The sequence below is a fragment of the Paenibacillus sp. Cedars genome (assembly GCF_003184205.1).
Taxonomy (GTDB): domain Bacteria; phylum Bacillota; class Bacilli; order Paenibacillales; family Paenibacillaceae; genus Paenibacillus_AQ; species Paenibacillus_AQ glucanolyticus.
This window is the reverse complement of record NZ_CP020866.1, coordinates 5,790,627-5,807,123: the sequence shown is the minus strand read 5'-3', so window position 1 is coordinate 5,807,123 and position 16,497 is coordinate 5,790,627. Positions and strand designations below refer to the sequence as shown.

12 protein-coding genes are annotated in these 16,497 nt (G+C 50.8%); 5 read left to right on the top strand and 7 right to left on the bottom strand.

Going from position 1 to position 16,497, the window contains the following annotated elements:
• Positions 1–10: 10 nt before the first annotated feature.
• On the bottom strand, positions 11–2,002 hold the full coding sequence (locus tag B9D94_RS27990) for a M1 family metallopeptidase (protein WP_063478240.1): 1,992 nt from the start codon (positions 2,000–2,002) through the stop codon (positions 11–13).
• Between the two features lie 149 nt (positions 2,003–2,151).
• Here B9D94_RS27990 and B9D94_RS27985 point away from each other — a divergent pair, with 149 nt between their 5' ends.
• Positions 2,152–2,673, top strand: coding sequence for a YwhD family protein (locus B9D94_RS27985; RefSeq protein ID WP_036642903.1), 522 nt, complete (start codon positions 2,152–2,154; stop codon positions 2,671–2,673).
• An 80-nt stretch (positions 2,674–2,753) separates the two neighbouring features.
• Here the strand turns inward: B9D94_RS27985 and B9D94_RS27980 are convergent, their stop codons facing one another.
• The 3 genes from B9D94_RS27980 to B9D94_RS27970 form a co-directional block, all read right to left on the bottom strand.
• Positions 2,754–3,920: a stalk domain-containing protein gene (locus B9D94_RS27980; protein ID WP_148248503.1), complete on the bottom strand. Its 1,167-nt coding sequence runs from the start codon at positions 3,918–3,920 to the stop codon at positions 2,754–2,756.
• A 149-nt stretch (positions 3,921–4,069) separates the two neighbouring features.
• The gene (locus B9D94_RS27975) at positions 4,070–6,316 is read right to left on the bottom strand and encodes a heavy metal translocating P-type ATPase (RefSeq protein WP_148248502.1); all 2,247 of its coding nucleotides are present in this window, start codon (positions 6,314–6,316) and stop codon (positions 4,070–4,072) included.
• Positions 6,317–6,700, bottom strand: a complete 384-nt coding sequence (locus tag B9D94_RS27970; RefSeq protein WP_006207484.1) for an ArsR/SmtB family transcription factor — start codon at positions 6,698–6,700, stop codon at positions 6,317–6,319.
• Between the two features lie 415 nt (positions 6,701–7,115).
• Between B9D94_RS27970 and B9D94_RS27965 the strand changes: the two genes are divergently transcribed.
• Positions 7,116–7,997 carry a hypothetical protein gene (locus B9D94_RS27965; RefSeq protein ID WP_036642910.1) on the top strand — a complete coding sequence of 294 codons (882 nt, stop codon included), beginning with the start codon at positions 7,116–7,118 and terminating at the stop codon, positions 7,995–7,997.
• Between the two features lie 105 nt (positions 7,998–8,102).
• Here the strand turns inward: B9D94_RS27965 and B9D94_RS27960 are convergent, their stop codons facing one another.
• A complete protein-coding gene (locus B9D94_RS27960; RefSeq protein WP_148248501.1) occupies positions 8,103–10,163 on the bottom strand; it encodes a transglycosylase domain-containing protein in 2,061 nt (686 codons plus the stop codon).
• Between the two features lie 334 nt (positions 10,164–10,497).
• On the opposite strand from B9D94_RS27960, the gene speE reads away from it, so the two are divergent.
• The 3 genes from speE to B9D94_RS27945 all read left to right on the top strand — a co-directional run bounded on the left by speE (position 10,498) and on the right by B9D94_RS27945 (position 13,385).
• Positions 10,498–11,325 (top strand): polyamine aminopropyltransferase, encoded by an 828-nt coding sequence (gene speE, locus B9D94_RS27955; RefSeq protein WP_036642913.1) that lies wholly within the window; start codon positions 10,498–10,500, stop codon positions 11,323–11,325.
• A gap of 17 nt (positions 11,326–11,342) precedes the next feature.
• Positions 11,343–12,212, top strand: coding sequence for an agmatinase (speB, locus tag B9D94_RS27950; RefSeq protein ID WP_006207488.1), 870 nt, complete (start codon positions 11,343–11,345; stop codon positions 12,210–12,212).
• Between the two features lie 690 nt (positions 12,213–12,902).
• Positions 12,903–13,385, top strand: a complete 483-nt coding sequence (locus B9D94_RS27945; protein WP_148248500.1) for an SRPBCC family protein — start codon at positions 12,903–12,905, stop codon at positions 13,383–13,385.
• Between the two features lie 96 nt (positions 13,386–13,481).
• Here B9D94_RS27945 and B9D94_RS27940 read toward each other — a convergent pair whose 3' ends face one another.
• Both B9D94_RS27940 and B9D94_RS27935 read right to left on the bottom strand, forming a co-directional pair.
• Positions 13,482–15,554: a serine hydrolase domain-containing protein gene (locus B9D94_RS27940; protein ID WP_148248499.1), complete on the bottom strand. Its 2,073-nt coding sequence runs from the start codon at positions 15,552–15,554 to the stop codon at positions 13,482–13,484.
• A 256-nt stretch (positions 15,555–15,810) separates the two neighbouring features.
• Entirely contained in the window at positions 15,811–16,335 is a 525-nt protein-coding gene (locus B9D94_RS27935; protein WP_006207491.1) for a phosphatase PAP2 family protein, read from the bottom strand.
• Between the last annotated feature and the right edge of the window lie 162 nt (positions 16,336–16,497).

Here is a 16,497-nt window from a genome sequence, read left to right as displayed (position 1 = left end):
TGCTCCCCCCTCACCATGACAGGCTGCCGAACAGCGTCTCCACGAGTTTGGTAATGCTGAGATTCCAGCGTGTCACCACTTTCGGATCCATTCCTGCCTTCATATAATTATTGATGTGTTTGTTCTCAAGAACCATGGAGTATTTCGGGTCAACCATCGCCCAGGATAGCGGCGAGGTGTAGTCCAGAGTGTAAGTGACTTTACCGTCCTTGCCACTCCAGGTTCGCTCCACGGTCTTGCCGTCCTCGAACGCAAATATGATCGGGACATCGGTTACATCTCCGTCTTTGCTTGTAATCTTGACCGTAGATTCATACTCTGGATTGTCCTGCGTCCCTTTATTTTTGGTTTTGATCAGATCGATTGCGACGTCCGCCATTTGGTTTCCATATACATACTGGTCAAAATAAGACTGCCAGGAGGTTTTGCTTACTTGTTCAACAACCTTCTGGAAGTCGGACGTGGTGGGGTGCTTGAAACGGTATTTCTGGGCATAGGTGTTCAGAATCTTCTCCATCATCCGCGGACCGACCTGCCGTTCTATGCCTTGCAGTACAAGTTTCCCTCTCGTGTAAACGTTCAGTGCATAGTTTTCGTGGGAGCTGTATTTCCAGGAATCCATTTTCAGCGGTGCAGGTGAGGTAATCGACGCTCCTTGAGCTGCGGTGTTGGAGGTAATACCGTATTCCTTCTCCATCACTCTCTCTTCAGCATAGGTCGCAAAGGCCTCGTCCAGCCAGGCTTCCTCAAACTCGTTATTCGCAATAATCCCGTAAAAATATTGATGGGCGATCTCATGGATGACGGTTCGTTCCAGCTCGTACCCCGGTGAATCATTTCTGGCACCGAAGGCAGTTACCAGCGTCGGATACTCCATGCCGCCGGCACCGTTGCCCGATTCAGGCGGCACCACGATGGACAACGTGGAGTATGGATAGGATCCATACCATTTACCAAACGAAGCAAGTGCGGATTTGGCAGCATCGAAGTATCGGTCCTTTAAGTCTTTATGCACAGGATCGAGATACAGCTTGATGCGGACACCCGGTACACCTGGCGCAGAGAAGGCTTCTTCTGCCGTGACAAAGTTCGGTGATGCTGACCAGGCAAAATCATGGACATCGTCCGCATAGAATTGATAAACCTTCTCGCCATTCGTCTTCTGTGCGGGCTTCGTCGGGAATCCGGTAGCGGCAACAATATAATTTTCGGGAACCCGGATTCGAACGCTGTAGATGCCGAAGTTGGAATAGAACTCGGAGTTGCCGTGATATTGATGGAGGTTCCATCCCTCATCCGTTCTTCCACGAAGACCTGCCGGCTCATAGACTGAAATTTTAGGGAACCATTGGCCAGCCATAATAAAATTCTCGGTGGTGCCCATGCGCGCAAATATTTTGGGAAGCTCGACTTCAAACTCCATATGGATGGTGATGCTTTCCCCACTTTTTATGGGTTTTGGCAATCTTAGTTTGACAAGGCTGTGATCCTTGATATTGCCGTCATCCGGTTGAACGAATTGAAGGCGATGCGTCAAGGCCAGGCCTTCGGTTGTTTTCACGCTGGTAATGGTCATGGAGCCGTATCCGTCATCAGGCATAGGATCGGAACGCAATCTGCCGCCCGATTCCTTCATGAACGTTGTTTCGTTGGATGAAAATGCATTGGGATACAAATGAAAGTACAGCTCGTTTACGCTTTTTTTGCCTGGATGGGTCCAAGTGAGTGTCTGTTTGCCCTTAAGCTTGTTCTCTTCAGGCTCGTACCGAACATCCATGTGATATTCCACTAAACGGTCGCTCAGCGCCGGAGCGGGAACATCAGGCTGCACCTTAGGCGGCGAGAGAGGGGACTTCTCCACGGCGGAGACCGAGGGCTTGCCCGCATTTGGGGCAAGGGCGGACGCTGAGGACCCTGGATTCAGAAATATCGGCATCGATCCTGCAAGCAATCCAAGGGCGAGCAAGGATGATAGAAAGACTTTGGCACGTGGTGGGACCATATCGAACAACCTCCCGTTGACAAGCATCTAGTGCATGTATATGTTTGCTTTTGGGGGATTATTAGTTAAAATAAAATTATTGGGACATGGTTATCAAATTTGGCAGCCGTCACGTAAGGATCGGCTCTGAATATAGGAGGTCGGCAGCAGTGGAGAATGAAGATCAGAAGCAGGGTGCCAAGAAGCAGATCGCTTTGAATATTATTAATAGCAAGAGTAAGCATAAGGGGTTTGGATCAGGCTCCATCGATCTGAATAGTTTGTCTCCTGTCATCATCGACAATGGTGAGGCTCGAGTGGATATTGGAGCGATGCATGCCAAGAGCAAGGTGGAGAAGGGAATTCGTTTCAGCATGAATCGCGATGACGTTCCCAATGGACGCCAGGTGTGGATCGTGTGGGTGGCTGTAGACCGTACTGTGGAAGGTCAGCATTATGCAGGCATGACTGCCTGCGAGATGTGGATAGACCATGAGGCCCGCCGAGGCTGGAAGATCCTCGCGGATCATGTCAATAAAATGGATGCGGCCATGAAACGCAAAATCAATCTGGATGGCCTGGGTGATGTAGAGAAGAAGGCGCTGCGTGAACTGTTGATCTCACGCAACGAAGAATGGTGGAATGCTTCACCGGACGAGTTCAAGGATGCTCTTCAGACAACGGAATCATGAAATCGGCAAGTTATATGATAAGCCTGACATAATAAAGAACCTGCAGGATTCATAACGAATCCTGCAGGTTTTCTGTTTTTTTAAAAAGGCAGTGTGTAGGTGTGCTTCGCGATTTTCCCCAAGAAAGGGTTTTTGAAATCGAAACTCAGCTTACCATTGGCATATCCTTTATAAGTCAGCCCGTCACCGAAATAGCCGACTTCATTGGATGGATACTCTTCAATCATGTCCTTGCTATCGGCATCCAGAAGTTCAGGATAGATCAGCTTCGCTGTGCTGCCGGCAGGATGTACGACGTACAGTGTAGCTTGTTTATACGGACGGACGAGCAGGAAGTCCCCCTCAATGGCCTCGATTATAAATTGGTCATCCACGCCTGTAAGCTCAGCGAGATTGTAGGTCTTGACCGTTTTACCCGTTGGATGTACCAGCTCCAGCGTACTGCCATTCATCATCGCGATGTTGCCTTTGTAGCTGAGTTGGTCTCTGCTGTAATTGATCCCGGCAAAATTGGAGTGGCTGGTTTTGGAATCCTTGAGAATTTTGTTGTCTTGAATAAGCACACGGTATCTCTCTTGATGAATATGCGGCTCGCCGTAATCGTTCGTAATATCGGCAACGTAGGTGCTGCTGTTGATTCGATGTGCGCTTATGCTCAGAAGTTCCAGATTCTCAACCGGTAAACGGCCGACTTGGACAGGCGTGGTTCCGGCTTTACCCATCAACAGTGTCCCATAATCGCGGTTGACCCAGAACAGGACATTGCCAACAGCAGTATAGGCATAGCCTCCCTGTGAGCCAAAGGTCGTCGTTAGCCCGGATTTACTGTCATACTTGAGGGGAATGCTGAAACCCTTGGTAATGAGACTGGCTGGAACGTAGGTCACACCTTTTTTTACCACTGGTGCAGCTTCAAGCTTCAGAACGGTGCCCTTGGAATTGACTGCGCGTGACTGTCCAACTGTAATGCGAACAGATTGTTTCGGACTGTTGATATACAGCTCGTTTTTCCCTGGAATCGTAAGCTGCAGATGCAACTGTTCAGAAACTTCCTTCAGCGGTATAAACAATACGCCCTTATTTGTATATGGTTTATGCTTCACATCCAGAGCGCCCCAGGCTTTGCTCTGTGATGTTGAGGCTTCTGCTGCATGGGCAGGTACGGTTATGAGGGATGAAGACGTGAACATTAATGAAAGTGCTAAGGATGCGGTGCCTGCTAATTTAATGAATTGAACGGTTTTCATGAAATTCCTCCTTGGTGGTTATCACTCCCATCTATTTAAACGTCTGGCTAATGGAAAATGTTTCTCTAAATCACGAGTTCATGTAAAAAATGAGAGATAGAAAAAACAAAAACCGGAGCTGCTCCACAAGGGATACAGCTCCGGTATTATTAATATCCTGACTTTAACTCCTTATCCTTGCCCAGCAGGATGGTGAGACCCAGCAAGGTAACGATAATGGTTGCTCCCATGTCCGAGATAATCGCAATCCAAAGTGTCAGCCATCCCGGGATCGTGAGCAGCAGTGCGATGGCTTTCAGCGACAGGGAGAGCCCGATATTCCACTTAATAATCTGATTAACCCGTCTAGCCGTTTTGATGGCCCCGGGCAGCTTCCCAAGGTGATCCTGCATCAGCACCACGTCGGCGGTTTCAATGGCACTGTCGGTTCCTTTGCCCATCGCGATGCCAAGATCGGCCGCCGCCAGCGCAGGGGCATCGTTAATGCCGTCACCGACCATGCCGGTTTTTTTACGGGAAGAAAGCTCCCTGACCTTGGCAACCTTTTCTTCCGGCAGCAGGCTTGCGAATACACGGGTAACCCCGGACTGCTTCGCAATGGTCTGTGCGGACTGCTCATGGTCACCTGTCAGCATGACCGTATCGGTGATACCGGCCTCGTGAAGCTTGGGAACGACAGTCGCAGTCTCCGGCCTGATCTCATCGGCGAGTCCGAATTGACCTAATACGCGCTCCTCGCTTACGGCTGCAACGATGGTGTAGCCTTGGCTCTTCAATCGGCGGATGTCTTCCTCCACGGCGCGGATATGTTCTTGCTGTCCCTGAACATGTCTCAGCACGTCCTCGCTGCCAACCCAGAATAAGTTGCCACCGATTTCAGCCCGAATCCCTTCGCCCGGCAAAACTGTAATCTGCTGAGGTTCATTAAACATGCACTGCGGCTGCTTGATCTCCAGATGTTTCATGACGGCCTTGGCTAGCGGATGGAGAGAGGACTGCTCCAGTGCGCCGATAACACCATAGAATTTATTCTCATCGTATACCGTTTCCGCATAGACCGCCGGCTCACCCTTGGTCAGCGTTCCTGTCTTGTCAAAAGCAATGGCTTCCAGCCGGCCAAGCTGCTCAAGATGGACCCCGCCTTTGATCAGGATACCGTTGCGTGCTGCACGGGTCATACCGCTGACAAGTGCAATGGGTGAGGAAAGCACGAGTGAACAAGGACATCCCACGATCAGAATGGACAGACCCTGGTAGATCCAGGTCATCCAGGGCTGATTCAGCAATAAGGGTGGAATCAGCGTCACGGCCAACGCAATCAACATGATGGCGGGCGTATAATATTTAGCGAATTTATCAATAAAAAGCTCCGTTGGTGTCTTGCTGTCCTGCGCTTCCTGTACCAGATGCATGATCTTGGCAAGGGAAGAATCCTCGTAGGCCTTCGAAATCGCGATGTAAAGCACACCATCGGTGCTTACACTGCCACCGTAGACAGCATCGCCTTCCCGTTTCGTTACAGGCACGGATTCTCCCGTAATGGCAGCCTCGTTGACAGCGCCGGTTCCTTGGGATATGGCACCGTCGGAAGGAATTTTCTCGCCTGGTCTTACCCGGACCACATCACCGGGAGAGAGGCTTGTGATCGGTACCAGCTTGGCCTGACCGTCTTTCCACAGCTCGGCTTCCTTCGGTGCCGCGGCCAGCAGCGCCTCCATCGATTGCCGGGCCCGATTCATGCCGTAGCCTTCCAGCAGCTCGTTGAGGCCGAACAGAATGGCAACCAGCGTGGCTTCCCGCCATTCCCCAATAATGACAGCACCAATGAGTGCAACGGTCATCAGGGTGTCCATATTGAATTTGAAGCGGGTCAGGTTGCGCAGCCCGCGCAAGAACGTTGTATATCCGCTCAGAATCATGGCACCTGCATACAATGCGATTACAACCGGCTCGGCAACGTTACCTTCCAATATAAAGGTCAGCAGATAAAAAACAGCCGAGATGGTTAGCAGCCACTTCATTTTTCCATCGCCGCCATGACTTTGCACATGAGCATGACCGTGGTCATGCTCATGTGACGGTTGATGCTGATGGGATGAAGGGTCATGAGTGTCCGCATCAGCATCCGAAGAGGCTGACAGGGGGGCATGAACGATACGGGCGCCGTCACTTTTCAGAATGGTCTCTACCTGGTATAGATCCACATGGGGGGAGAGGATCAGCTTCCCGCTGTTGTAACTCAGGCGGGCGTTGTCCCCGTGGTCCAGCTTCTGGATCTCTTCCTGCATCTCACGTGTGCAGTTGGGACAAGAGAGGCCTTGAACCCGATATTCAATAAGTGGGCTGTTACTTGCGCCAGGAGATGATTTGGAAAGCTGAGGATGGTTCGCGCTCATCTACATCTTCTCCTTCTGATGCTCCAGCGTCATATGAAGCAATGTCCGGATATGATCGTCTTTAAGGGAATAGTATACATTTTTCCCGGCTTTGCGGGACTTGGCGATATCTTTGTTCTTCAGCGTGCGCAGATGATGGGAGGCTGTTGCCGTAGAGCTTCCAAGCACCTCAGCCACATCGCAGACACATAGCTCCCCACCTCGATCCAGCATATAGGCCACTTTAACTCGTGTGGGGTCTGCCAAGGCCTTGAAGATCTCCGCCATGCCGCTCATGTCATCGTCAGAGATCGTGTCTTTTAACAAGGCAACCCTTTCAGTGGAAGGACATTCTATTTCGCACAGCTCAAGAGAGACTTCTTCGTTCATGGTTCGGGCATTCATAAAAAAACAACCTCCTTGAATGAGGAGCAATAAGTGCTCTTTACTTTATATATTCAAACGTTTATTTGATTGTTAATCATAATATACCCGATTTCCACACTATATTCAAACGAATGTTTGATTGTTCACGAGTGCTTCACAGTCTAAGAATAAATCTGCAAGCTCTATAGTATGAACCAATTGCAGCAGTTAGGGTGCACCGCCTCTTTTCAGAAAATCCTTCCATTTCATTACAGGCCAACTTATACTATTAGCAAAAAGATGTAAATTCACACAAGAAGTTAACCTGCGGCCCAGCGCTACATAAACTCATCACATCTTAAGCGGGCTAGGCCATCGTTTCGACTCGAATGCGTACATAATCGAATACCTATCCTTCTATTTGCGGATGTGTATAAACAGGGGAGGCAGGAGTATGACTTGTCCAATATGTCGATATGAAACGGGAGAGGGGAAGTATTGCAAGAAGTGTGGGGCAAGGCTGATTATCGAGGAGTCACCCGTTTTTGCTGCCATGAAAGAGCAAGCGGCGGCATCGGAAGTATACAGCATCAATAGAACAAGCGTAAGCAGCAAAGGGGATAGGCCTCAGACGAACCAAGGAGAGCCCGCACTGCCGGTGTATACACCGCCCGACATTCCATTTCAAACGGCAGGTCGGCAGCATGGGGAAGAGGCAGAAGAGGAACCGAATCCTTATTGGACTAGCTTGAAATTGTATGGACAGCTCTATGGGGAATACTTTCTCAAGGGGATCAAACATCCGTTCAGCGCGGCTGTCGCCACAGACAGTAGTCAGTTCTTAAACGCGATGGTATCCATGCTGCTGTATGTTCTGCTGCTTCCGCTCACGATATATGCAACGCTTCACCATGAACTGCAGGGTTTGCCTGCGGGGGCCTTTGCCGAGCTTGTCGTTAAGCCTGTCATTTGGATCGCATTATTTATGTTCCTGTTGAATGTTTTTACTTACGCTGCGGTCAAGCTGTCGTTTAACCCGGCCGTGAAGCTCAAGGAAGTGATGGCCAGGTTCGGCACTTTGCTGACACTATTCCTTATGCTCTATGTTGTCAGCCTACTGTTCCTGTTCCTGAATGGAGATATATCGAAGGTGATCATCCTTCTTTCCTTCATTAGCACCCTGATGACCGTACCGCTATTGGTCATGACTAGCTATAAGAGAAGAATGGTTGGCGGTTTGGATCCACTGTACGCGATTCTGCTGGTTTATGTCGCAGTGATGCTCGTGATCGTCATACTGGGCAACTCCATGATCGGATATATCACGGGCTTTTAACGGGTTGTATTTACATATGCAATAAATGAAAAACAGCAGGCTTTTCTCTCGGGATTACCGGGATAGAGCCTGCTGTTTTTTTGGGGCATGGCGTTGTTTCTGGTGTTACTCAACCCACCATCGTTTAAAATCCTGCCACCAGGAACGTTCCTCCTGTTTCTCGGCAGCATCTGCAGGGTTGGCTTTCTTCGGGGCCTCTCCACTGCCGTGCTCTCCACAATATTCGGTAGGCTCCGTACCCTTCACGAATACCTCCAGAATTTTATCGGGACAATCAGAGCCTGCAAGCTTGCCTGTCGTCGGATCGATATACGCGCTGATGACGTCATCCGGGATCGGAAAAATCTTGGGCGGCACGTTCTCCAGTGCGGTCTCCGTATACTGCGCAAAAATAGGGGCTGCCCGCCGTCCGTCAATTTTGCTGATTTCCCGTCCCTTGTCATATCCAACCCATACCGCGGTAGACAGCTCCGGGGTATACCCGACAAGCCAGGCATCGGAGTCGGTTGTACCCGTCTTCCCGGCGACCGGTCGCTTCATTAGAGTAGAGACGCGGTTACCCGTTCCTCCGGTCTCGAATACGCCCTCCATCATGCGTGTCATCACATAAGCTGCCGAGGGCTCAACAATTTGTTCCCCCGCAGCTTCCGGAGCTGTATATAAGCTGCGGCCAGCCGCATCGGTAATGCTCAGTACGGCGACCGGTGAGACCCGAGTACCGTTATTAGCCATGACAGCGTAGGCGGAGGCCATCTCCAAAGGGCTGACAGGCGAGGTGCCCAGAGCAAGGGAAGGGACAGGCTCCAGCGGGCTTGTGATGCCCATTTTTTTCGCCATGTCAGCGACTTTGTCCGGTCCAATCTGCATGATGGTGTTCACAGCATATATATTGTCCGAAGCGGCGATGGCTTCCCGCATCGGAATTTCCCCTAGATACTTATCGCCAAAGTTGCTGGGCTGGTAGGTTTTGCGATTGTTATCATAATGAAATAGGGTCGGCTGGCTGTTAAACACGCTGGTGCTTGTCATCTCTTTGGATGCAATGGCGGTTAAATACATGATTGGCTTAAAAGCCGATCCAGGCTGCCTTGTTTTAGCCAGCGCATGGTTGTATTGATTCTCGCGATAGTTCTTGCCGCCAACCATGGCTTTGATATGGCCGGTCCGCGGGTCGATAGATACGAGTGCCGTCTCCAGCTCGCTCTTGCTGTCCATGCCCTCCGCTACGGCCTCCTCCGCAGCCTTTTGTGCCTGAGGATCCAGGGTCGTATAAATGTTAAGACCGCCTTGTTCGAGCTGCTTCTCCGTCATGTTGAGCTGCTTGGTGACAAGACCGCGGACGTAGTCGCGAAAGTAGGAAGCAATCACCTTGTTCTCCTGTCGGTCCTGGGGCAGCAAGGCGAGCTTGGCTGTGGCTGCTTTATCGGCTTCGGTCTCCGTAATAAATCCGGTCTCCGCCATGGCGTTCAGGACGATATGCTGTCTTTTGACTGCATTGTCCATATGATTGTAGGGTGAGTAATACGTTGGCCCTTTTGGAATACCGGCAAGCAGGGCGCTTTCGGCCAAGGTCAGTTTTTTTGCAGATTTGCCAAAGTACAGCTGTGACGCCGACTCGATCCCATAAGCACCGTGGCCGTAATAAATCTCGTTCAGGTACATTTCGAGTATCTGATCTTTGGTATATTTCATCTCAAGCTGGGCGGTGAATTTGGCCTCCTTGAGTTTGCGTGTCCACGTTTTCTCATGAGATAGGTATAAGTTTCGTGCGAGCTGTTGGGTTAATGTGCTTGCTCCCTGTTTGCGATCCATATGCTGCAGGTTCACCAGGACGGCCCTGGCCATGCCTTTTATATCAAACCCCGGATGATCGTAGAACTTCCGGTCCTCTACCGCCAAAGTTGCCTGGACCAGAAGGGGAGATATATCAGCCAGGTTTACCTGCTCGGATGTGTGTCCCGTAGTAGAGAAGGTGGCGATCAAATCTCCCTGACTGTCGAGCAGACGCGAGTAGCGGGATGTTTCCGCGACGGGCAGCGGCGTTATAAATAAATAGGCGAGCAGAATGCCGCCGGCGATGATGGATAGGCCAAGGAGCACAAACAGAAATGTAGCAAGCCGGACGAAACGACGTTTGCGCTTGGGTGATTTTTTTTGTCCCGGCATGGGGGGTCTCCTTCCAGTCCTTTTTGTAAGGTTTGAGAGCAGAGGATGCCAAGGTTGAAAAGATGAGTTTACATTCTCCTTGGCCGTCTTCCTTTTCTATACAGTATGGGGCTGGAAAGGGCAGGATATTCATATGACACGACCAGGATATGGTCTTGATTTTAATGCGCAGGAACTTTTGGTTGCAATTTGGGCTTGATTTAATATAATCTAATTTGTTTGGTACAATAGAAAGAGTGTGAAACTGTAAGCAAAAGGCATCTGCCCCGAATAAAGTTTTACGGCTTGGATCTGGACGGCTGAACATTATTCTAGCGGAAAGAAGGTAGAGACGATGGAATTATGGTACACGGAGAAACAAACGCCGACTTTCGGCATTACGGCGAAAATACGGGAAACGTTTGTACATGAGAAGACGGAGTTTCAACAACTGGATATGATCGATACCGAGGAATTTGGACGCATGCTCGTCCTGGACGGCATGGTCATGACTACGATCAAGGACGAGTTCGTCTATCATGAGATGGTCGCTCACCCCGCACTGAACACGCATCCAAATCCGAAGAAGGTTCTTGTTGTCGGCGGCGGAGACGGCGGTGTCATTCGCGAAGTGATCAAGCACCCGGGCGTAGAGAAAGCTGTACTTGTTGAAATCGATGGAAAAGTCATTGAATACTCGAAGCAGTACCTCCCCGAGATTGCCGGCAAGCTGGACGATCCGAAGGTTGAAGTGCTGGTTAACGATGGATATATGCACATTATTGAGCATAAGAACGAATATGACGTTATTATGGTAGATTCCACAGAGCCTGTGGGCCCGGCTGCTCCGTTGTTTGAGCGCGGATTCTATCAAGGAATCTACGAGGCGCTGAAGGAAGACGGTATTTTCGTAGCGCAAACGGACAACCCTTGGTTCAAGGCGGACCTGATTCAGCAGGTTAACCGAGACGTGAAGGAAATCTTCCCGATCGTGCGCGTGTATGGAGCGAACATTCCAACCTATCCGAGCGGTCTGTGGACCTTTACGATGGGCAGCAAAACGTACGATCCGCTTGAAGTGGACGAGTCCACCATTGATGAGATGGATACGAAATACTATTCCCCTCGTCTGCACAAAGCAGCATTCGTGCTGCCGAAATTCGTTGAAGACTTGGTGAAATAAGGAGGCCGTATAAACTGATGAAACTGGATCAAGGTTACTCCGGCAACGTGTTTATTCTGAGCTCCGAGGATTATGAAGGGTCCAAGGCCGTTATTTACGGTATGCCGATGGATTTTACGGTTAGCTACCGTCCCGGCTCCCGTTTTGGTCCTGCCCGTATTCGCCAGGCGTCCGTTGGTCTGGAGGAATACAGCCCTTACTTGGATAAAAGCATTGAAGATATGACCTATTTCGATGCAGGCGACCTGATGCTGCCTTTCGGCAACGCAGGCCGCAGCCTTGAAGTGATTGGCGACTATGTAGGCAAACTGCTGGATGACGGGAAGTTCCCGATCGGACTCGGCGGGGAGCATCTCGTATCTTGGCCGATCATTCAGAAGGTGTACGAGAAGTACCCTGATCTCATTCTGATTCATATCGATGCGCATGCCGACCTTCGTGAGCATTATGAGGGAGAGCCATTGTCCCACTCCACACCGGTCCGCAAGGCGGCAGGCATCATGGGCGGCAAGAACATCTATCAGTTCGGCATCCGTTCCGGCTCCCGTGAGGAGTTCCAATACGGACGCGAGAACATCAACTTCTACCCGTTCGAGGTGGCTGCGCCCCTTAAGGAAGCTTTGCCTTCCATGGGCAACCGTCCGGTCTACGTGACCATCGATATCGATGTGCTGGATCCATCGGCCGCACCGGGCACCGGAACGGCAGAGGCGGGCGGCATCACATCGAAAGAGCTGCTGGAAGCCGTGCATCTGATTGCAAACTCCGGCGTGAACGTTGTCGGCTGCGATCTCGTGGAAGTGGCACCCATCTATGATCCGTCCGAGCAGACCCAGATCGTAGCTGCGAAGCTGATCCGTGAGATGCTGCTGGGGTTTGTTAAGTAGGGGGGGATTCCACCCACCCAAACCCTCCCTGCCAGGGAGGGCCCCAAGGGCGCTGCCCTCTGGACACCCGGAACTTTGGTGTTCGGTGCTGATGTGAGGATCTGAGAGGGGCTCGAGCTTGGGCCCGGCCAATCTCGGGCTCCCCTAGCGGGGACGCCCTCGTGGCCTTAACAGCGCCCGTTGGTGGCCGAGGCTTCGCCCCCCGGCCGGAAGAGAAAAAGCAAGCCTCCCCTATCTAAGCCTACGGCTATCGGGGTTCGGCTTGCTTTTTCGTACGGGCGTGGCCCCCCTCGGAAGGCACCCCTGCGGGGACGCCTGGTGGGCCAGCCCTGTGTGTGAGCCGCCGAGGCTTCGCCCCTCGGCTGGAGAAGAAAAAGCAAGCCTCCCCTATCTAAGCCTGCGGCTATCGGGTTCGGCTTGCTTTTTCGTATGGGCGTGGCCCCCTCGGAAGGCACCCCTGCGGGGACGCCTGGTGGGCCAGCCCTGTGTGTGAGCAGCCGAGGCTTCGCCCTCGGCTGGAGAAGAAAAAGCAAGCCTCCCCTATCTAAGCCTGCGGCTATCGGGGTTCGGCTTGCTTTTTCGTGTGGGCGTAGGCCGCACTTTGAGCAAATGAGAAGAAATGGACCGGGGTCAGATGTTATAAACTTAATGGAGATGAGATGTGAAAACGCTAATAAGGAGGTTAACCTCATGACCGATTCGTCTATCAAGAAGAGAACGGACTCTGCTTCAAGGTTGATTAAGGCATCGCCCAAAGCCATTTATCAGGCATTCACGGACCCCAGGGCTTGGGTATCGTGGCTTCCGCCAGAGGGGATGTCAGGTCAGATCGACAGCTTTGATGCCCGTGAAGGCGGGAGTTATCGAATGATACTCAACTATATCGGATCGGACCGCGTGAACCTTGGCAAATCATCGGAAGGCGCGGATATCGTCCAAGGTACCTTCCTGGCGCTGGTGCCAAACCAGAAAATCGTGCAGTGTTTTGAATTCGAGTCGGATGACCCCGCTTACGGGGGCTCGATGACTATGACATGGACGTTGACCGCACTCGCGGAAGGAACGGATGTGACGATTGTTTGCGAGAACGTTCCTGAGGGCATACGGCAGGAAGATCACGAAGAGGGCTTAAATTCTTCGCTTCACAATCTCGCTGTCTTTACTGAAAGATAATGGACAGGCTGTGAGGTTCACTGCGCCCCCATGACAGTAAAAAAGCAAGCAACCCTATGTAAGCCTATCGGCTGATCGGGTTGCTTGCTTTTGTGTTTATTTCAGGGTGATACCGAACGCCGAGCCCGGGGCACCGGCAAATACGACGGTTCCATTGGCAGGGAGCTTCACTTCGTTAGAACCGCTGGCAACGGTGTAGTTCACAACGGCACCTTGCTCGTCATATACGGCGAATGCGCCTTGTGCCGGCAGTGTCACTGTCATCGTTTTGCCTGCAACGGCATCAGAGACGGTGTACCATTTGGCATATCCATCGGCTTGCAGGGTAACGGTTGATTTTTTTCCTTTGTAAAGGGGCTTAACGTCTTTCTCGCTCACAAAGAGCGATCCGGCAGCTTCGAGATACTCCACGCCTTTTTCCTTATAGAAACGGAATTCAGACGTATCCCGGCTTCCAATAGCCGGAACTCGATGCTCGCTTACTGCGGTATCCGGGTCGATGATTTTCTTATCGATCATATAACCTTCCAAACCACTCTTGCTGCTGATCTCTACGGACGGCTTCATAATGAAGTACATCAGCGACGTGAATTTCTCATTTAACGGATAGAAGGTTTGACCTTCCCGCTTAGCCCAAGCGGCAGCGGTTTCCTTGGACAGCGGGTTCGCTTCCATCTTCTCGGCGGAATACTGCGAGATGGCAAGCTGTCCGAGTCCAGGAATGGATACATATTGCCTTACCCATAAGTAGATCCCGTCATTTTTCTCGGTTACGAAGCTGACCTTCGTACTGCCATCCGCGCTGACAAATGTTCCATCCGCAGTGTACACATATTTCTCTGCCGGATAATCCGGAACCATAGGTACGGAGATCGACAGTTCGCCATCCTTGATGTCGGCTTTCATCTGTTGATTAGTCACGCCATAGTACCCGGCGTATTTGGTGATGTCGTCAGGCATATCCGCCTTGACGGGTTTGCCGAATGATTTTTCCGGCTTGAATTCCTTAATGGTGCCCTTCTCCTTCAGTGCGTGCAGCAACATTTCGCTCGCCATCAGTTGGTTTGTGGAGCTGGAACCGCCCGAGGATAACACAGCAGCAGCCATGTTTTGCTCTGGAAGGACAACGAGAGAGGCGTGATACAGAATGGTGTCCCCACCTTTGGTCACGGCTTTCATATCATATTGGTTGAACGGGAACAGTCTGACGCTGTCCCAGCCCAGTCCGTAATCAAACGAATTGTCGGCGTCGGCCGGCCACAGGCCTTTTTTATACTCTTCTTGTTCCATGGCCTTGATGGACTTGTCGGTGAGAATGCCTTCCGCTTCGCCCGTGAAGATCTGTGCGAATTGAACGAGATCCTCAGCCGTGGAATAGATGCCGCCGGTACCTATGACGTTAATTGTTTCGTTAGGAAGCTGTCCCTGATGAGTAGGATAATAAAGTCCAGCCATTTGTTTCAAATTCAATTCATCCTGGGATGTCTTGGTATGATCCAAATCCAAAGGCTCGGTGAAATTTTCGTGAATGAATGAGGTAAAGCTTTTGCCGCTGATTTTTTCCACCAGAATTTCAGCCAGCGTAAAACCGTCATTACAATAAACGGAGTATGCGCCCGGATCTGCTTTCAGGTTTTGGGTGGATAATTGCTTCAATAATGTGTCATGCGCATGAGCATCGTTATCCTCGAACAGAAATGCATTGTTCAGGCTCGAGCCCTGCAGTCCGGAGGAATGGTTAAGTAGCATGCGCGGCGTAATTTTTTTGTAGCGCTCGTCTTTCATTGTGAATTCGGGTATGTACTGAACGAGAGGCGTATCCAGATTGATTTTCCCGTCATCCACCAATTTCATCACCGAAGCGGCGGTAAACATTTTACTCGTGGAGCCGATGCCATACATCGTATCCTGGGTCAGCGGAATCTTTCCTTCGATATCGTTCACGCCTGCTTGCCCGGACACGGTAATATTGCCGTTATCGATAAGGGCATATTGGACGCTTGTGGTTCCATAAGTCTCTGTGAGCAGCTTTGCTTTTTCTGCGGCGGTTTTCTCCAGGCCCTGGACAGCGGCGGTAACCTGGCTGTTATCTGCTGCCATGACCCCGGCTGGAAGAACCAGTGTGACGGCGAATAGGGTAACGAGCATCCGTGATAGTCTTTTCTTCAATGAATAAATACCTCCTTATTATGATGTATTAGTTAGTACGATTTACCAGCTGGAATGGTTCAATTTATTTTAGAGTTTCTAAGGATTTGTAGTGAAAGCGCATGGGAAGCGAGCGATAAGTTCTGCCTTGGAGTCTTAGAATGATGGGGACGAGGAATGCTTACTTGATAACGGGTACTGCCTATGGACAACACAAAAAAACCACGCCTTCCATCATGGGCCGCCGCAGTGGCCAGTTGGGAATGCATGGTTTCTTTTAACTGAGTACGATGAGCAGAGCCGAAGTGGTTCCGACAAAACAGCCGGCAAGGCAATCCGAAGGATAATGAAAGCCGAGATAAATGCGTGACAGGCTGACCGTAAGCGCCAGCAGGATCAAGAGTAATGACAGCCACGGTGTTATGAATAGAAAAGGGGTAACAATAGAAAATATGGCCGTGGAGTGTCCCGAAGGAAACGAATGATCCTTCATCGGTTTTTTCTCAAACCGTACTTGCTCTAAAGCCAGGTAAGGCCTGATGCGCCGCATCTTTCTTTTGATGAGGGCCGTAACCAGAAAGCTGAGGGACAGTGCAATAAAGCTCTGCCATCCCATCGTATTCCACGGCTCCGGTGCAAAAAACGCTATCGAAAGTGTTAGCACAATGGTAAAGATAGCACCCCCCATATGGGTGACCAGCGCGAGCATCGAATCCACCGTTTTGTTGCTGATCTTGCGGTTTAACCAGCGGAAGATAAGGTGGTCATGTTGCTGAAGCCAATCCATCGAACGAGTAATCATTGTGAACAGAACACCTCACATTATAATTTTGTAAGCTGGCAGCTTGCCATAGGGCCAGTTCATGACTGCCGTGTATGCTTGTAAGGGCTGAGATTCATAGTGTGACCAAGGGCTTACATACGACAGTATACAGGACAATTGTTAAGTGTGGGTATGAATGAT